The sequence below is a fragment of the Streptomyces sp. NPDC050508 genome, from assembly GCF_040655155.1.
Lineage (GTDB): Bacteria > Actinomycetota > Actinomycetes > Streptomycetales > Streptomycetaceae > Streptomyces.
Map to the genome: position 1 here is coordinate 23005 of NZ_JBFAJJ010000025.1, position 15893 is coordinate 38897.

Annotated in this window: 15 protein-coding genes and 1 pseudogene; 8 read left to right on the forward strand and 8 right to left on the reverse strand. The window is 69.3% G+C overall.

The genetic code is table 11. The annotated features are described in order from the left end of the window. Window positions 1-9 precede the first annotated feature (9 nt). Window positions 10-1172 (reverse strand): annotated as a pseudogene (locus AB0I69_RS43295) (winged helix DNA-binding domain-containing protein). 603 nt (window positions 1173-1775) lie between these two features. On the opposite strand from AB0I69_RS43295, the gene AB0I69_RS43300 reads away from it, so the two are divergent. From AB0I69_RS43300 to AB0I69_RS43315, 4 genes are all read left to right on the forward strand, one after another. Then, window positions 1776-2549, forward strand: a complete 774-nt coding sequence (locus AB0I69_RS43300; RefSeq protein WP_363101321.1) for an isoprenyl transferase — start codon at window positions 1776-1778, stop codon at window positions 2547-2549. A 310-nt stretch (window positions 2550-2859) separates the two neighbouring features. Continuing rightward, window positions 2860-4185, forward strand: a complete 1326-nt coding sequence (locus AB0I69_RS43305; RefSeq protein WP_262055911.1) for a PhoH family protein — start codon at window positions 2860-2862, stop codon at window positions 4183-4185. A 400-nt stretch (window positions 4186-4585) separates the two neighbouring features. Further along, a complete protein-coding gene (locus AB0I69_RS43310) occupies window positions 4586-5284 on the forward strand; it encodes a lytic transglycosylase domain-containing protein (RefSeq protein ID WP_363101322.1) in 699 nt (232 codons plus the stop codon). A 139-nt stretch (window positions 5285-5423) separates the two neighbouring features. Next, window positions 5424-6725 (forward strand): AI-2E family transporter, encoded by a 1302-nt coding sequence (locus AB0I69_RS43315; protein WP_363101323.1) that lies wholly within the window; start codon window positions 5424-5426, stop codon window positions 6723-6725. A gap of 135 nt (window positions 6726-6860) precedes the next feature. Here AB0I69_RS43315 and AB0I69_RS43320 read toward each other — a convergent pair whose 3' ends face one another. Both AB0I69_RS43320 and AB0I69_RS43325 read right to left on the reverse strand, forming a co-directional pair. After that, the gene (locus AB0I69_RS43320; RefSeq protein WP_363101324.1) at window positions 6861-7397 is read right to left on the reverse strand and encodes an alkyl hydroperoxide reductase; all 537 of its coding nucleotides are present in this window, start codon (window positions 7395-7397) and stop codon (window positions 6861-6863) included. A gap of 6 nt (window positions 7398-7403) precedes the next feature. Next, window positions 7404-7958, reverse strand: a complete 555-nt coding sequence (locus tag AB0I69_RS43325) for a peroxiredoxin (RefSeq protein WP_363101325.1) — start codon at window positions 7956-7958, stop codon at window positions 7404-7406. Between the two features lie 135 nt (window positions 7959-8093). On the opposite strand from AB0I69_RS43325, the gene AB0I69_RS43330 reads away from it, so the two are divergent. The 4 genes from AB0I69_RS43330 to AB0I69_RS43345 all read left to right on the forward strand — a co-directional run bounded on the left by AB0I69_RS43330 (window position 8094) and on the right by AB0I69_RS43345 (window position 11022). Then, window positions 8094-9050 (forward strand): LysR substrate-binding domain-containing protein, encoded by a 957-nt coding sequence (locus AB0I69_RS43330; RefSeq protein ID WP_363101326.1) that lies wholly within the window; start codon window positions 8094-8096, stop codon window positions 9048-9050. 177 nt (window positions 9051-9227) lie between these two features. Continuing rightward, window positions 9228-10133, forward strand: a complete 906-nt coding sequence (locus tag AB0I69_RS43335) for a MarR family transcriptional regulator (RefSeq protein WP_363101327.1) — start codon at window positions 9228-9230, stop codon at window positions 10131-10133. Between the two features lie 96 nt (window positions 10134-10229). After that, window positions 10230-10589, forward strand: coding sequence for a roadblock/LC7 domain-containing protein (locus tag AB0I69_RS43340; RefSeq protein WP_363101397.1), 360 nt, complete (start codon window positions 10230-10232; stop codon window positions 10587-10589). Between the two features lie 4 nt (window positions 10590-10593). Then, a complete protein-coding gene (locus AB0I69_RS43345; protein WP_363101328.1) occupies window positions 10594-11022 on the forward strand; it encodes a hypothetical protein in 429 nt (142 codons plus the stop codon). A 29-nt stretch (window positions 11023-11051) separates the two neighbouring features. Here the strand turns inward: AB0I69_RS43345 and AB0I69_RS43350 are convergent, their stop codons facing one another. From AB0I69_RS43350 to AB0I69_RS43370, 5 genes are all read right to left on the reverse strand, one after another. Next, on the reverse strand, window positions 11052-13385 hold the full coding sequence (locus AB0I69_RS43350) for an FtsX-like permease family protein (RefSeq protein ID WP_363101329.1): 2334 nt from the start codon (window positions 13383-13385) through the stop codon (window positions 11052-11054). After that, window positions 13382-14074 carry an ABC transporter ATP-binding protein gene (locus AB0I69_RS43355; RefSeq protein ID WP_363101330.1) on the reverse strand — a complete coding sequence of 231 codons (693 nt, stop codon included), beginning with the start codon at window positions 14072-14074 and terminating at the stop codon, window positions 13382-13384. Before AB0I69_RS43355 ends, AB0I69_RS43350 begins: the two co-directional genes overlap by 4 nt. Further along, a complete protein-coding gene (locus AB0I69_RS43360; protein WP_363101331.1) occupies window positions 14071-14595 on the reverse strand; it encodes a PadR family transcriptional regulator in 525 nt (174 codons plus the stop codon). The genes AB0I69_RS43355 and AB0I69_RS43360 overlap by 4 nt, the downstream gene beginning before the upstream one ends. 105 nt (window positions 14596-14700) lie before the next feature. Then, the gene (locus AB0I69_RS43365) at window positions 14701-14928 is read right to left on the reverse strand and encodes a hypothetical protein (RefSeq protein ID WP_363101332.1); all 228 of its coding nucleotides are present in this window, start codon (window positions 14926-14928) and stop codon (window positions 14701-14703) included. Further along, window positions 14925-15851: an SPFH domain-containing protein gene (locus AB0I69_RS43370; RefSeq protein WP_363101333.1), complete on the reverse strand. Its 927-nt coding sequence runs from the start codon at window positions 15849-15851 to the stop codon at window positions 14925-14927. Before AB0I69_RS43370 ends, AB0I69_RS43365 begins: the two co-directional genes overlap by 4 nt. Window positions 15852-15893: the final 42 nt, after the last annotated feature.

Consider the following 15893-nt stretch of genomic DNA (forward strand, 5'->3'; position numbering starts at 1 on the left):
GGGCGTGACTCAGGCGTGCGGCCCGGAGGTGACCTTCCCGATCACCAACTCCGGCCGTGCCTCCAGCACTTCGCCCACCCGCTCGACCCGCTCGCCCAACTCCCGTATCTGCGGCGCCGTGAGCTCCCCGAGCGGCTCCACGGTGACCGTCGTACGCCGCCCCTGCCTGCGCTGGTGCCAGACCCCGGCCACCACCCCGTCGACCAGCAGCACGGGGTGGTTCCCGGCCTGGCCGCCCGCCAGCGCCCGCCGGTACGCGGCGCCCGGGAACAGCACCTCGCGCGGCTGTGCGGCGATGACGTACGCGTCGAAGTAGGGCAGCAGCCGTACGCCCCGGACGGGCGCCTCGGGGAACACCGTGTCGCCCGCCGCCACCCACGCGCGCGTGCCCGCGAAGTCGACCTCCTCGATCTCCCCCGCTCCGGCGGCAGACGCGAAGAGCCCCGTCGTCCAACCCCCGGGCGCCGCGAGCCATTTGGCGAAATCCTGTGGGGTCGCCGGGCCGTAGGCGTGCAGATATCGGTGGACGAGAATGCGCAGTGCTTCGGGCGTCGGGAGGGGGTCGAAGCGGGGTGGGGGGGGGTGTAGGTGACTTTGCGTCCGCGGTTGGGGCCGAAGCACAGGGCGCCGGACTGGCCGGCCCGGTGCAGGACCTGGCGCCAGCGCGGCCACAGGTCCTGGAAGGCGGGCATCACCCGCTCACCGGCCCACGGGCCGGTGCGGGCGACGACCTCCTCGTCCAGCTCGTCGATGGTCAGCGTCGCCCCGTCCAGTGCGTCGGCGATCGCCGCGACCACCTGGGCGGCCCGGTCGTCGGTGAGCCGGATGTCCGCGGCGAACCGGCCCACGCCCGGGACCGCGGCCAACGCGGCGCTCCACAGCGGCAGTTCGCGCGTGGGCAGCAGATGTACGGTCCCGCGCGGGCCGTGCGTCTTCAGGAGAGCAGCAGGTGAACCGCCCTCGTCCCACAGCGCCGCCCGTACGTCCGCCCGGGTCCGTCCCGCCGCCCGTACCCCCACCGACACCTCGGCCGCGGACAGCACTTGTGCATGCGCGGCGAGCATCGCGGCCACGACGTCGACGACCGGGGTGCCGGTCCCGGCCGGTGTGTCCAGGAACTGTCGTTCGAGGCGGCGGGCGCTCGCCCGGCCCCAAGTGATCTTCTCGGTCATGCGCCGACGCTAGAGCGGAACTAGGACACTGGACGTCCTCGATATGCGCACGGGTTTTCCACATCGTTATCGAGATCGACTCGCATCCCGCCCGCCACCTCACGTAAGTTCAGACCAAGGTAATTCGCGTGAGCAAAGCTGCGCGGTCGGCGCCGCGCGGTGGAGGGGGCCGCGCGGCGCCCGGCCCCGTCAAGCGGACGTTCGCTGACGACGTCACCCCTGAGAGCGACACGCCGGGGGGTGGCGGAAAACCTCCACGTTCTCCTTGGAATCCGCTGTGAACCGGCCATGATCAGGGCTGGAATCAGGGCCTCCGCACTCCTCGACGCGTTGTCGGCCGACTTCGGAGAGTAGTTGTGGGGCGCCGATGCACGCAGCATCACTTACGAAGGGTTATGGTGGAAACCCCCCCTCGGGCCGGTCCGTATCCCCCCCACGGACCGGCCCGATTTTTTTGTGCCGTGCGGCGACCGTCCTCACGCAGGTCGGGCCCGACCTTCGTGCCGAACCGGTATGAGCCCAGACACCCCTTGGGGGAGCGGGGTCCCGGCGGGGGTAGGCTTCGCAGCCGGGGACTGCCATCCACGGAGGGGCTGACAACACGTGAACCTGCGCGACACCCTGCGCCGCCTGCTGGTCAGGTTCTACGCACGCAGGGTGGGAGGCCATCTCGACCACGCTCAGGTGCCCAAGCACATCGGCGTCATCATGGACGGCAACCGGCGCTGGGCGAAGGCGGCGGGTTCCACCACCGTCCAGGGGCACCAGGCCGGCGGCGACAAGATCGAGGAGTTCCTCGGCTGGTGCAGCGAGACGGACGTCGAGGTCGTCACCCTGTGGCTGCTGTCGACGGACAACTTCGACCGCCCCGCCGAAGAACTCGGCCCGCTGCTCGGCATCATCGAGAACGTCGTCAGTTCCCTTGCCGCGGACGGCCGTTGGCGCGTCCACCACGTCGGCACCCTCGATCTGCTGCCGGCCCGGATGCAGTCCGTCCTCAAGGAGGCGGAGGAGTCCACCGCGCACATCGACGGGATACTCGTCAACGTCGCCATCGGCTACGGCGGCCGGCAGGAGATCGCCGACGCGGTCCGCTCGATGATCCTGGACGCGGCCGAGAAGAACACCTCGATGGAGGACCTCGCCGAGGCCGTGGACGTCGACCTCATCGGCAAGCACCTCTACACCGGCGCCCAGCCCGACCCCGACCTGGTGATCCGTACCAGCGGCGAACAGCGGCTGTCCGGATTCATGCTCTGGCAGACGGCCCACTCCGAGTACTACTTCTGTGAAGTCTTCTGGCCTGCCTTCCGCAAGGTCGACTTCCTGCGCGCGATGCGCGACTACGCCGCGCGACACCGGCGTTACGGCGGATGACGGTCAAGTCGCCTGGACTACCCCGTTTGGTGCAGAAGTAACAAGGAGTTCACCGGGGCGCCGTCATATGCCGTGGCATGGCGGCGCATGTTCGAGGGCATAAGCCAAGCAGGTCGACGCCCGAACCACGGGTGTCGTATCTCAGCGGACGGCACGGGGCCGTCCGCCCGGGAGGCCCTTTGCACCAGTTCGACCGTGCGGTCAGTACGGGCGAGACGGAGGGCCGGTCCTCGGCCCGCGCATCGCGGCCAGGACCGGTCCAGCTCCTCTCCGTCGCTCCCCGACCTCTTCCGAGGGGGTACGTCCTTCCGTGGTGACCAGCACAAAGCGCCGTATGCCTGACCGGCGCACCTATGTTCTCGACACCAGCGTTCTGCTGGCCGACCCGAACGCACTGAACCGCTTCGACGAGCACGAAGTCGTGCTGCCGATCGTCGTGGTCACAGAGCTGGAGGCCAAGCGGCACCATCCCGAACTCGGCTACTTCGCCCGGCAGGCCCTGCGCCTGCTGGACGAGTTCCGAGTCCGGCACGGTCGCCTCGACGCCCCCATCCCGATCGGGGAACTCGGCGGCACCGTCAGGGTCGAGCTCAACCACTCGGACCCCAGCGTGCTGCCCAGCGGCTATCGCCTGGGGGACAACGACTCCCGCATCCTCGCGGTCGCCCGCAACCTGCAGGCCGAGGGGTACGACGTCACCGTCGTGTCGAAGGACCTTCCGCTCAGGATCAAGGCCTCGTCCGTCGGACTCCTCGCCGAGGAGTACCGCGCGGAACTGGCCATCACGGGCTCCTCCGGCTGGACCGGAATGTCCGAACTGACCCTGCCGGGCGAACAGGTGGACATCCTCTTCGAGGAAGGCCACGTCTACGTCCCGGAGGCCGCGGATCTTCCCGTCCACACCGGTCTCACGATCCAGTCCGAGCGCGGCAAGGCGCTGGGCCGGGTCACGGCCGACGGCAACGTCCGTCTCGTACGCGGCGACCGTGAGGCCTTCGGCATCAAGGGCCGCAGCGCCGAGCAGCGCATCGCACTGGATCTGCTGCTCGACCCGGACATCGGGATCCTGTCCATGGGAGGCCGGGCCGGCACCGGCAAGTCCGCGCTCGCGCTCTGCGCGGGCCTGGAGGCGGTCCTGGAGCGCCGCCAGCACAAGAAGGTGATGGTCTTCCGGCCGCTGTACGCGGTGGGCGGACAGGAACTGGGCTATCTGCCCGGCTCCGAGGCCGACAAGATGGGCCCCTGGGCCCAGGCGGTCTTCGACACGCTGTCCGCGGTCACCAGCCGCGAGGTCATCGAGGAGGTCACCGCCCGCGGGATGCTCGAAGTCCTGCCCCTCACCCACATCCGCGGCCGTTCACTGCACGACGCGTTCGTGATCGTGGACGAGGCGCAGTCCCTGGAGCGGAACGTCCTGCTGACCGTCCTGTCCCGAATCGGGGCCAATTCGCGGGTGGTTCTCACCCATGACGTGGCCCAGCGGGACAACCTGAGGGTCGGTCGCTACGACGGAGTCGTCGCCGTGGTGGAGAAGCTGAAGGGCCACCCGCTCTTCGCACACGTGACCCTCACCAGGTCCGAGAGGTCCCAGATCGCGGCGCTTGTGACCGAAATGCTGGAGGACGGTCAAATCTGAGATAGTTGCAGGTAGTTGGCGCCGTCCCGGGAGGCCGAAGAGCCTAGCGGGGCGGCGCTTTCGCGTCTCGCTGTTTCTCCAAATCCCGTGGGGCAAACGGGATGTGAGCTTTCACACGCAACTCAGAATTGCCACCCGGCGTCCGGTTACGGCAGAGTCTCACTCCTGTCAGGCCCCGCATACGACACACGTGTACCCCCAGCGGTACGCACCAACTTGAGCATCACAGCCAACTCCACAGCGAAGTCGTATGCCGCCCGCTCTTCACGCGGCGCTCCCCTCGCGGGAGTCGCCCACCGGGCCCGTGCCTCCCGTGACCCCGTAGGTGGGAGGCCAGCGTTCAGGGGCACGATTGCGTCCGCCAGGGTCACCGAAGCGGACGATGCTGGAAGGAAACCGTGTGAGCCGGATTTCGGTCCGGGGATTCGCAGTGGCCTCGGCCACCGCGGTCACCGCCGTCGGAAGCGTCGTAGGCGTTGCCTCGGGCAGCGTCGCACAGGCGCAGAACAATGACGCCGAGACGACGGCAGCCGACACCACGCTCCTGGCGGACATCCCCACGGGTCAGCAGGCCCAGGTACAGACCGCCTCCTTGACGCAGCAGGCCGACGCCCAGGCGATCCAGGCCGACGCGAGCGCCAAGAAGGACGCCGAGGAGTCGGCCCGCCTGGCCGCCGCCAAGACCGCCGTCGCCAAGAAGGCGGCTGCCGAGAAGGCGGAGAAGCTGGCCAAGGAGAAGGCAGCGGCGAAGGCCGCTGCCGCCAAGGCCGGCAGTTCCTCGACGAGCTTCCCCGTGCAGAGCTCCTACACGATCGCGCAGATCCAGTCGATGGCCGCCTCGATCGTGCCCAGCGGCCAGTTCCAGTGCTTCAGTAACATCGTGGACCACGAGTCCAGCTGGAACTACCGCGCGGTGAACGCCTCTTCCGGCGCCTACGGCCTCTTCCAGGCCCTGCCCGGCTCCAAGATGTCGTCCGTCGGCTCCGACTGGCAGACGAACCCGGGCACCCAGATCAAGTGGGGCCTCAAGTACATGGACTCGCGCTACGGCAGCCCCTGCGAAGCGTGGACGTTCTGGCAGGCCAACCACTACTACTAGGCCCCGCGTTCGCGCGTCGCCCGCTCAACCTTCTGAAGCCCCTCCCCGTCCTAGGGGGAGGGGCTTCGGCCATGTACGGTCGGACGCGACGACTTCCAGGGGGGAGTTAGTGGGGCAGGACGGGGGAAGAGGACGGATCATGTCGCGTGTACCAGGATGGCTCGGCAAGGTCGGCGCCGGACTGAGCGAGATGGGTGAGCGGTTGGACGAGCGCCGCGCCGAGGTGGCGAAGGAACACGCCGAGACCGCGCCCGAACCACCCGCCGCCATCCCCGAACCTCCGGAACCGGCACCGGTCCCCGTCACCATCGCCCGGGACCGCCCCGACCCCGCGCTCGCCGTCCCCTGGGGAGTGCGGGTCGCCGCCGAGGCGGGCTGGCGGCTGCTGATCCTGGCCGGCACGGTCTGGGTGCTGATGCGGGTCATCAGCGCCGTCCAACTGGTCGTCCTGGCCTTCGTGGCCGCACTCCTGATCACGGCCCTGCTGCAGCCCACCGTGTCCCGCCTGATCCGCTACGGCTTTCCGCGCGGGGTGGCCACGGCGCTCACCGCGATCCTCGGCTTCGTCGTGATGGGGCTGATCGGCTGGTTCGTGACCTGGCAGGTCATGGCGAACATCGACAACCTCTCCAACCAGGTCCAGAACGGCGTCGACGACCTGCGCAACTGGCTGCTCAAAGGCCCGTTCCACGTCACCGAGAAGCAGATCAACCAGATCGCCAAGAACCTCCGCGAGGCCATCGGCGCCAACACCGACCAGATCACCTCGGCCGGCCTGGAGGGCGTCCAGGTAATCGTCGAGGCCCTGACAGGCATCCTCCTGACGGTCTTCTCCACCCTCTTCCTCCTCTACGACGGCCCGCGCATCTGGCAGTGGGCACTGAAGCTGGTGCCCGCGGCGGCCCGGCCGGCGATGGCGGGCGCGGGCCCGCGCGCCTGGCGCACGCTGACGGCCTACGTCCGCGGCACGGTGATAGTGGCGTTCATCGACGCGGTCTGCATCGGCATCGGCATCTACTTCCTCGGCGTGCCGATGGCCGTGCCACTCGCCGTCTTCATCTTCCTGTTCTCGTTCATCCCGCTGGTGGGCGCGGTGGCCTCCGGCGCGCTGGCGGTGGTCGTCGCGCTGGTCACCCAGGGCGTGTTCACGGCCCTGATGACCCTGGCCGTCGTCCTCGCCGTCCAGCAGATCGAGGGCCACATCCTCCAGCCGTTCATCCTGGGCCGCGCGGTCCGCGTCCACCCGCTGGCGGTGGTCCTCTCGGTCGCGGCGGGCGGCATGATCGCCGGGATCGGCGGGGCGGTGGTGGCGGTGCCGCTGGTGGCGGTACTGAACTCGGTGGTGAGCTACTTGAAGTCGTACTCCCAGGAACCGGGACGGGGGGCTACGGCGGTGTCGTCGATGCCGGCTGACCCCGAACCGTCGGACGAGGCACCGTAGAAGCACAATTTCCCACCCACCCGCCCGTTTACCGTCGGTCGAAAGGTGAACCTCTCAACAGACGGTGAACGGGCGGGTGGGTGGGAAACGGGGGTCTGGGGGCGAAGCCCCCAGCAGCCGGACGGACAGCCGAACTCACTCAGCAGCCAGAACCGCCTCCGCCTCCAACGTAACCCCCACCGCCTCCACCACAGCCGCGATCTTGAACGCCTCCTGGATCACGTCCCGTTCAACCCCCGCCTTGCGCAGCACCTGCTCGTGCGAGTCGAGACACATCCCGCACCCGTTGATCGCGGACACGGCGAACGACCACAACTCGAAGTCGACCTTGTCGACCCCGGGGTTGCCGATGACGTTCATCCGCAGCCCCGCGCGCAGGGTGCCGTACTCGTGGTCGGACAGAAGATGACGCGTCCGGTAGAAGACGTTGTTCATCGCCATGATCGCGGCGGCGGACTTGGCCGCGGTGTACGCCTCCGGCGACAGCACGGCCTTCGCCTCGGGCGCCAACTCCCGCAGCACGACCGCCGATCGGGAGGCAATGGCCGTAGCGAGGACCGTGCCCCACAGCTGCTGCGCCGGCAGGTCGGAGTTGCCGATGACCGAACCCAGGTTGAGCTTCAGGTCCTTGGCGTAGTCCGGTATGGCGGACTTCAGGGCGTCCAGTGACATCTCAGGTCACTCCCCGGCGAGCAGCGCGCCCGCGTCGAGCGTCTCGTCGCCCTTGGTCCAGTTGCACGGGCAGAGCTCGTCGGTCTGGAGCGCGTCGAGGACCCGGAGGACCTCCTTCGGGTTACGGCCGACCGAGCCCGCGGTCACCATGGAGAACTGGATCTCGTTGTTCTGGTCCACGATGAACACCGCGCGCTTGGCGAAGCCGTCCTCGCCCTCGATGCCGAGGTCGCGCATCAGCTCGTGCCTGGAGTCGGCCAGCATCGGGAACGGCAGGTCGCGCAGGTCGTCGTGGTCCTTGCGCCAGGCGTGGTGGACGAACTCGGAGTCGCCGGAGAAGCCGAGCACCTGGGCGTCACGGTCGGCGAACTCGTCGTTCAGCTTGCCGAAGGCGGCGATCTCGGTGGGGCACACGAAGGTGAAGTCCTTGGGCCACGCGAAGACGATCTTCCACTTGCCCTCGTAGGTCTTGTGGTCGATCTGCTCGAACTCCCTGCCCTTCTCCAGCGAGACACAGGCAGTCAGATCGAACGGCGGGAACTTGTCACCGACAGTGAGCACGCGCACTCCTTGCAGCGGAGAAGCACCCAAGCGGAACGGGTGCTTCTCGTGGGTTGGTCGGCCCTGATCCTGGCACAACGTGCATTGATTGTGGAAATAGCTACACTTGGTCGTGTTGATCGGAGGCGGTTATCAGTGACCGTAAGTAATACGAGTAAGAGACGCCAGCCCAGCCTGGCCCAGCTGCGCGCCTTCTCCGCGGTCGCCGAGCACCTCCACTTCCGGGACGCCGCCGCCGCGATCGGCATGAGCCAGCCCGCCCTGTCCGGCGCCGTCGCCGCGCTGGAGGAGACCCTCGGCGTCACGCTCCTGGAGCGCACGACCCGCAAGGTGCTCCTCTCGCCCGCCGGTGAGCGGCTGGCCGTACGGGCGAGGGCGGTGCTGGAGGAGGTCGGGGCGCTCATGGAGGAGGCGGAGGCCGTGCGGGCGCCGTTCACCGGGGCGCTGCGGCTCGGGGTCATCCCGACCGTCGCGCCGTATCTCCTGCCGACCGTGCTGCGGCTGGTGCACGACCGGTACCCGGACCTCGATCTCCAGGTGCACGAGGAGCAGACCGCGAACCTGTTGGACGGGCTGACGACCGGACGGCTCGACCTGCTGCTGCTCGCCGTGCCCCTCGGGGTGCCCGGGGTCGTCGAACTCCCGCTGTTCGACGAGGACTTCGTGCTCGTCACGCCCCTCGGCCATCACCTCGGCGGCCGGTCCGGCATCCCGCGCGAGGCACTGCGCGAGCTGAACCTGCTGCTCCTCGACGAAGGGCACTGTCTGCGCGACCAGGCCCTCGACATCTGCTGGGAGGCGGGGCGGGCGGACGCCCCCGTCACCACCACCGCGGCCGGGCTGTCCACGCTGGTGCAGCTGGTCGCCGGCGGGCTCGGGGTCACGCTCCTGCCGCGCACCGCCGTGCGCGTCGAGACGGCCCGCAGCGACCAACTCCTCACCGGATACTTCACCGAGCCCGCCCCGACCCGCCGGATCGCCCTCGCGATGCGCACCGGCGCCGCCCGCCGCGCCGAGTACCAGGAGCTGGCCGCCGCCCTGCGCGAGGCCCTGCGGCCGTTGCCCGTAAGGGTGTGGGGCGGCGGCCACTGAGCCGCCTCCGTTCGGTCAAATGAGCACCGAACACAGGACTTCGAACGGCGCGAATTCTCAACTTCCGTCACCCGCAGGCAGGTAGGAAGAACCCGGCCGGAATATGCGCGCGGACTGATACACCTTCACCCCTCAGCGCTACACGTCAGTTACGTGTACGAAAAGCCTAGGGGAGTGATGTCGGGCATTCGGGATTCCCTCGGCCGGGTCGGTCACGACCTGCTCGCGCGGGCTCTTGCGGCCTGCGGGCGCGAGGAGTTCACCGGGGGACTGCGGGTGTCCGGCAGGCCCGGCGGCACCTTCCATCTGCGCGGCGGACTCGTCGTCGCCGTGGAGAGTCCCGGCGCTCCCGGCCCGGAGGCGCTGCTGCTCCGCTCCGGCCGGGTCGGCGGCGAGCAATGGGCCGACCTGGTACGGGAGTCGGGCGGCTCGCGCTGGCCGCTGGACGAGCTGATCGCCCACGGGTACGCGGGCGCCGCCCAGTTGCGGATCGTCTGTGTGCTGGCCCTGCACGACGCGGCCTTCGCGGTCGTCGCCGGAGACGTCGACGACTGCGAACTCGCCCCGGACGAACGGCCGTTCGCCCCGGTCTCGCTCGGCGAGCCGTCGGCCCGGCTGCTCCAGGACGCGGCCCGGAAAGCCGACGCGATCGCCGCGCTGCCGTACCCCGTACGCCCCGACCGGGAACGCCCGCGGCCCCCGGCGCACGTCCTCGACGAGGCCGTACTCGGGCTGCTGCAACGGGAGTTGCTCGCCCAGGTCGACGGCCGCCGTACCGCACGCGATCTCGCCTTCCGTACCGGGCGCGGGGTCTACCCGGTCACCGCCGAGGTCGCCCGGATGCTCGCCGAGGGCCTGCTGGAGTGCGCCGACACCCCCGTGCCGATCCCGATACGCGTACCGCCCGACGGGCCCGTCGTACGCCGGCGTGAACCGGCGCCCCCGGCACCGCAGTTCACCGCACCCGCCGAGCTGCCCCGCCGACACCCGGGCGCCAGCGGCATCACCGAATCTCTCGTCCCCGAAAAGAGCGGGGCGGGTTGGAAAGGGTTCTTCCGCCTGCGGAACGGAACCACGAAATGAAAACGATGAACACGATGGACGCATGAAAAAAGGCGAACAAATTCAATCAGGCGTAGGGGAGTTGAGTACGTGGATCACAAAGCCCTGGCACTGGAAATGCGCGAACTGCGGGAAAAGGTGACCGGTATCACCGACACCGCGCTCACGGCGGCCGACGGACTGCTCATCGCGGCCGACACCGCCGACTCGATCGACCCGGAGGTCCTCGCCGCCCTTGCCGCGGCCGGCCTCGGCCTCGCCCGGCGCACCGCCGAGGCCACCGACCGCGGCACGCTGCGCCAGACGGTGACGTACGGCAGCCACGGCTGCGCCGCGACCTACGCCGTGGGCGACACCGCCCTGATGGTGGTGCTCGGCGACGAGGGGATGGACGTGGACCGGCTGCATCTGGCAGCCCGGCCGACGCTCGATCGCATCGAGTCGATCCTCACCGAAAAGGCATCAGAAGGAGTGTGAAGGGATGGCGACGAAACGTATGACCCCAGGATTCTCCGACCAGGTGATGGGCCTGGTCAAAACCCTCCGTACCGATGCCCCCGACTGTGTGGCCTCGGGTGTGGTCGACATGTCCACCGGCATGCTGCTCTCGTACGAGACCATCGACAACCACCCGCCAGAGGTCCTGGACCTGCTGGCGGGTGCGACCCTCGACCTGTTCCAGGGCCGGACGGTCGTGATGATCGAGGACGTCTTCAAGGAGCGTCGCGGGATCACCAGTGACCACCACTTCTTCCAGGAGATCCTCGTCAACAGCGAGAACCTCACCCACCTGTTCGTGCGGATGACGGAGCAACAGGACGTCGTCGCCGTGGTCGTCTGCCGCAAGTCGGTGAACGTGGGCATGCTGTTCGCCCAGGTCCGGCGCGTGGTGAAGGAGTACGGACTCTGACGGGGAGCGGGCGGACGGCTGCGGGTGGACTACTCCGTGCGCAGCCCGTCCGGCCGCATCATCCGCAGCAGCGGCGGCAGGCTCAGCAGGGTCACCGCCAGGACGACCCCGGCGCCGATGCCGGTCATCGACAGGACGCTCGCCCAGTCGATGGTGACCGTCGTGGCGGTCATCTTCAGCAGCACCGTGCCCAGCGTCAGCCCCACCACCGTGGCCAGGGCCAGGCCGAGGCCGATCGGGATCGCCGTCTGCCACAGCACCGACAGGCTCAGCGTGCGTCGCCGGGTGCCGAAGGCGACCAGCGCCGACAGCAGCTTCTTGCGCTCACGCAACTGCTCCAGCTGCGACACCAGCAGGCTCGCCCCGATGAGGAGGAGGACACAGGTGGCGCCGACGAACAGCCCGGTGCGGATCGAACGGAACTGCAGCGACTGCTCGTTGGCCGCCAGGGTGAACACGTTCGCCAGCGGGTCCATCCGCGCGGCGGTGTTCCGTACGTAGTCGCTCGCGTACGGCACCGACGGGTCGGTCGAGACGAACACCTGCTGGCTCAGGCCCTTCACCGCGTTCGCGGGCAGCGCCCCCGAGGTGATCAGCAGCCCGTCGCGCGCGTAGCCGGTCGGGTCCTCGCGGTGTGCCGCCGTCTTCAGCCCGGCCGGGACCTTCCACACTCCCGGAGTGGACGGTGCCGAGTCGTACGTCGGGTCGAAGTACACCGTGTTGCCCGCCTTGGCCAGCTTCGACGACGTGGCGCTGAAGTCGCCGCCGGTGATCCGGAAGATGTCCCCGTCGCGGCAGGTCGTCAGGCGGGCCACCTCACGCAGTTCGGCGCAGCTGCCGACGGCCACTTCGGTCTCGTCGTTCGGGTTCTTCGCCCGGTCGCCGATCGTGGTCAGTGAGATGGCCGACGTACGGCGCACCCCCTTGGTCCGAGTCAGGTTCCGGCCGGCCTCGTCCAGCGAGGTGCTGCTGTTGACGGAGACCTCCATCTGGGCCCGGTTCACGTCGTTGTCGGTCCGTTTGGTGTAGCCGCTCTCGACGCCGGCGAACAGCATCTGGAGCGCGATCGCCCCGGCCACCGCGACCGCGATGCCGTTGACCATGCGCGCGGCCGTACCGCTGCTCAACTGCAGCCTGCGCACGGCGAGTTGCCAGGACACCGAACCGGAGTTCAGCCGGGCGACCACGGCCTCGACGACCCACGGAAGCAGTGCGGTGATGCCGACGAGCAGCAGGACGGTGCCGCCGATCACCAGATACTGGTTGAAGTTCCCGCCGTTGTTGCCCTTGCCGATCATCGGGTAGAGCATCGCGAGGCCGGCCAGCGGCATCAGGAGCCGCCACCACAGCCGGCGCCGCGGCGGCTTCGCCTTGCGGACCACGCCGAGCGGTTCGATGACGACCCCGCGCAGTGCGAGCAGCGTGACCAGGACGGCCGCGGTCGGTACGGCGAGGGCGACGAGCAGGGCCAGCGTGGGCGACGGGTTGAGGTCGCTGGAGAACACGCTGATGTCGCGCACGTTCAGCCGGGTCGCCAACTGCCGCCCGAACAGGAAGAATCCGGTGCCGAAGACGAGCCCGAGGAGCGCCCCCGCGAGCGCCTCGCCGCCCGCGATCCGGCGCGTCATCCGTCCGTCCGCGCCGACCAGGCGCAGTGCCGCGAGCCGCTGGTCCCGGCGTTCGCCGCCGAAGCGCACGGCCGCCGCGATGAACACGCCGACGGGCAGCAGCAGGACGACGAAGACGATCAGGATCAGCAGGAGCAGCACCGGGTCCAGCTTGTCGGGCTGGGTGTTCGGGGAGGGCCCGAAGTAGTTGATGCGCTCGACGATGCCGCCGGACCGGTGCTTTGCCAGCCCCGTCCCGCCCGCGTAGTAGGCGAGTTCGGCGGGCCCGACGAGGCCGGTGTCCGCGATGGTGCCGGTGACGCGGTAGGGCAGGCGCTCGCGCAGCAGCCCGCCCGAGCCGGAGGTGAGGAGCTTGTGCAGCGCGGGGGAGACGACCATCTCGCCCTTCGCGGGGAACTTGGCGACGCCCGGCGGCAGCGGTGCCTTGGCGCCCTCGGGCTCCACGAGACGGCCGCGTACGTCCTTGCCGTGGTACGTGGTGTCCGTGTTGGCGATGACGAGCGTGTTGTCCGCCTTCGGCAGCAGCTTCCCGCTGTAGGTGAAGTCCTGCCGGGCACTGCTGCGCTGGTCGCGCTGCGACAACGCGTTCGGCAGTGCCGTGGTGAGCAGCAGCAGCGCCACCCCGAGCCCGACGCCGACCGCCGTCAGCAGCGCCCGCACCCAGCCCTCACGTCCGCCGCCGAAGGCGAACCGGACCCCCATGGCCAGATCGGCGGCCCACTGACGCACGTTCATACGATGCGCTCCATGTCCCGGGACCTGCCGTCCCGTACGACGATCTCGCGGTCCGAGTAGGCGGCCACCCGCGCCTCGTGCGTGACCAGCACGACGGCCGCGTTCGTGGACCGGGCCGCCTCGGTCAGCAGCTCCATCACCCGCTCGCCGTTGAGCGAGTCGAGCGCGCCGGTCGGCTCGTCGGCGAACAGCACCCGCGGGCTGGTGACCAGCGAACGGGCCACGGCGACGCGCTGTCCCTGGCCGCCGGAGACCTCGCCGGGCCGCTTCTTGGCGAGGTCGTCGACCTCCAGCCGCTGCATCCAGCCGAGCGCGGTCCGCTCGGCCTCCTTGCGGTGCGTGCCGTTCAGCCGCAGCGGCAGGGCGACGTTCTCGACGCAGGTCAGCTCCGGCACCAACTGCCCGAACTGGAACACGAACCCGAACTCGGAGCGCCGTAGCGCACTGCGCTGGGCGTCGGTCATCGTCGCCATCTCCTGGCCGTTGTACGTGATCGAGCCCGAGTCGGGCGGCACGATCCCCGCGAGGCAGTGCAGCAGCGTCGACTTCCCGGAACCGGAGGGCCCCATCACGGCGACGACCTCACCGGGATGGATGGAGAACTCGGCGCCGTCCAGTGCGGTGGTCGGCCCGTAGGCCTTGCGCAGCTCATGGGCTGCGAGCAGGGAACCAGCAGGATGTGTTGTCACTTGGCCACCGCCTCGGCGAGTTTGTCGAGGCGCGCGGCGGTGAGCTCCAGCCACCGCAGGTCGGCCTCCAGATGGAAGAGGGCGTGATCGCAGATCAGCTGGTCCGCGAGATCGCCCTTGCGCTTGCGGTCGGTCAGGATCCGCATGCTGCGCAGGTGCTCGGAGCGCTGCACGTCGAGGATCTCCGCCGCGTTCCGATGGGTGAGCAGCGCGAGGACGACCTTGGTGTAGAGGGTCGACTGCAGATACGGCTCGGGCTTCTCCGGCGTCGCGAGCCACTTCTGTACGTCGGTGATCCCGGCGTCGGTGATCGCGTACCGCTTGCGCTCGGGACCGCCGCCCGCCTCTATCCCGTCGACCTCGACGAGGCCGTTCTTCAGCAGTCGGGACATCGTCGAGTAGACCTGGCCGTAGTGCAGCGGCCGGTCGTGACCGAACTTCTCGTCGAAGGCCCGCTTCAGGTCGTAACCGTGACGCGGGCCGGACTCAAGGAGCCCCAGAAGGGTGTGACCGATGGACATGCGGAGCACTCTACACACGGGGTATACCCGGTGTGTATACGCACAGTGTGTAGATCATGGCGGGGGGTGTGGAGGTGCAGGTGGGGGCCGATTGTCACGGTTCTGTCATTGAGGTGGCGCTGGTGGCCGGCCACGACGAGGCAGCGGCCTGGCCTCGCCGGGAAGCCGACCCGCCTCCGCCAGCGCCCGCCGCAACAGGAACTCGATCTGCGCGTTCGCGGACCGCAGTTCGTCCCCGGCCCACCGCGCGACCGCGTCGTACACCGAGGGGTCCAGCCGGAGCAGAACCTGCTTGCGCTGTTGGGGGGTTGAACCCCCGGAGGGAACCGTCACTGGTACAGGGTCCCCGTGTTCAGTACGGGCTGTGGCGCCCGGTCCCCGCAGAGCACCACCAGCAGGTTGGACACCATCGCCGCCTTCCGCTCGTTGTCCAGCTCCACGATGTCCTGCTCGGTGATCCGGGCCAGCGCCGCCTCGACCATGCCCACCGCTCCGTCCACGATCTGCCGCCGGGCCGCGACGACCGCCCCGGCCTGCTGCCGCTGGAGCATCGCCGAGGCGATCTCGGGCGCGTACGCGAGATGCGTGAAGCGGGACTCGATGATCTGGACGCCGGCCGCCTCGACGCGTGCGCTCAGTTCGACGGCGAGTTTCTCGGTGATCTCCTCGGCGTTGCCGCGCAGCGAGAGCCCGCCCTCGTCGTGGGCGTCGTAGGGGTATTCGATGGCGATGTGCCGTACGGCCGTCTCGGTCTGGGTGGCGACGAACTCGGTGTAGTCGTCGACCTCGAAGGTGGCCTGCGCGGTGTCGCGGACCTTCCACACCACGACCGCGGCGAGCTCGATCGGGTTGCCGTAGGCATCGTTGACCTTGAGGACCGCGGTCTCGTGGTTGCGGACGCGGGTCGAGATCTTCGTGCGCGAGGTGAAGGGGTTCACCCAGCGCAGCCCGTCCCGCCGGATCGTCCCCCGGTACCGCCCGAAGAGCTGCACGACCCGCGCCTCGCCCGGCGCCACCGTGTTCAGCCCGCGCATCGCGATGAACGCAGCGAGGAGGACGAGGATGCCGCCGATGACCAGTGCGGCCTTGGCGCCGCCCGAGCCGACCGCACCGGCTCCGACCAGCAGCCCGGCGGAGACGAACAGTCCGGCCAGACCGAGGACGAGCGCGAGCCCGCCGCCGATGCTGTGCGCGGTGAACTCCCGCACGTGCGGGGCGGGCATGTCGGGTACGTCCGCGGGTGCGTCGGTGGTCATGGTGGTCCCCCATAGCTTGGTTGAATCAAAGTGATATCACTT

What these genes read in the sequence shown, in the direction of transcription:
- AB0I69_RS43320 (WP_363101324.1), bottom strand. Translation starts at nt 7,397, where the DNA reads ATGTCACTGGACGCCCTGAAGTCCGCCATACCGGACTACGCCAAGGAC.
- AB0I69_RS43335 (WP_363101327.1), top strand. Translation starts at nt 9,228, where the DNA reads ATGTCGGGCATTCGGGATTCCCTCGGCCGGGTCGGTCACGACCTGCTC.
- AB0I69_RS43345 (WP_363101328.1), top strand. Translation starts at nt 10,594, where the DNA reads ATGGCGACGAAACGTATGACCCCAGGATTCTCCGACCAGGTGATGGGC.
- AB0I69_RS43315 (WP_363101323.1), top strand. Translation starts at nt 5,424, where the DNA reads ATGTCGCGTGTACCAGGATGGCTCGGCAAGGTCGGCGCCGGACTGAGC.
- AB0I69_RS43360 (WP_363101331.1), bottom strand. Translation starts at nt 14,595, where the DNA reads ATGTCCATCGGTCACACCCTTCTGGGGCTCCTTGAGTCCGGCCCGCGT.
- AB0I69_RS43340 (WP_363101397.1), top strand. Translation starts at nt 10,230, where the DNA reads ATGCGCGAACTGCGGGAAAAGGTGACCGGTATCACCGACACCGCGCTC.
- AB0I69_RS43350 (WP_363101329.1), bottom strand. Translation starts at nt 13,385, where the DNA reads ATGAACGTGCGTCAGTGGGCCGCCGATCTGGCCATGGGGGTCCGGTTC.
- AB0I69_RS43370 (WP_363101333.1), bottom strand. Translation starts at nt 15,851, where the DNA reads ATGACCACCGACGCACCCGCGGACGTACCCGACATGCCCGCCCCGCAC.